General features: G+C 53.5%; 1 protein-coding gene. It reads left to right on the top strand.

Translation table 11 applies throughout. The annotated features are described in order from the left end of the window. Nucleotides 1-269, top strand: a 269-nt coding sequence (locus A1OO_RS23925; RefSeq protein WP_198928801.1) for a transposase, incomplete at both ends; no start/stop codon positions are given.

The following is a 269-nucleotide window of genomic DNA, read 5'->3' as shown; positions in this document are numbered from 1 at the left end:
CCTGCCGAACTCAGAAAAATGGCTATCACACACGCGAGGTGTTTGTATTCGCTGATGTTCTCTGTTGCTGCGTCCGTGCTCAAGGATTTTGCCCAACGCAAACATGGCGGTGACAGTGGCTTTACGCTGATGCTGCATACCCATAATCGACGACGGGATATCCACCCACACCTGCATGCCATTGTGCCTGCCGGTTTTTATCACCCCCGCCGCAAGCAGTGGCACAACGGCAACAAGCAGTTCCTTTACTCTCACAGGGCATTGGCATC

Origin of the sequence: Enterovibrio norvegicus FF-33 (assembly GCF_000286835.2) — a bacterium.
In the GTDB taxonomy this organism is placed as follows: Bacteria; Pseudomonadota; Gammaproteobacteria; order Enterobacterales; family Vibrionaceae; genus Enterovibrio; species Enterovibrio norvegicus_A.
The sequence above is the reverse complement of the archived record's forward strand: the minus strand, read 5'-3'. Positions and strand labels throughout refer to the sequence as shown.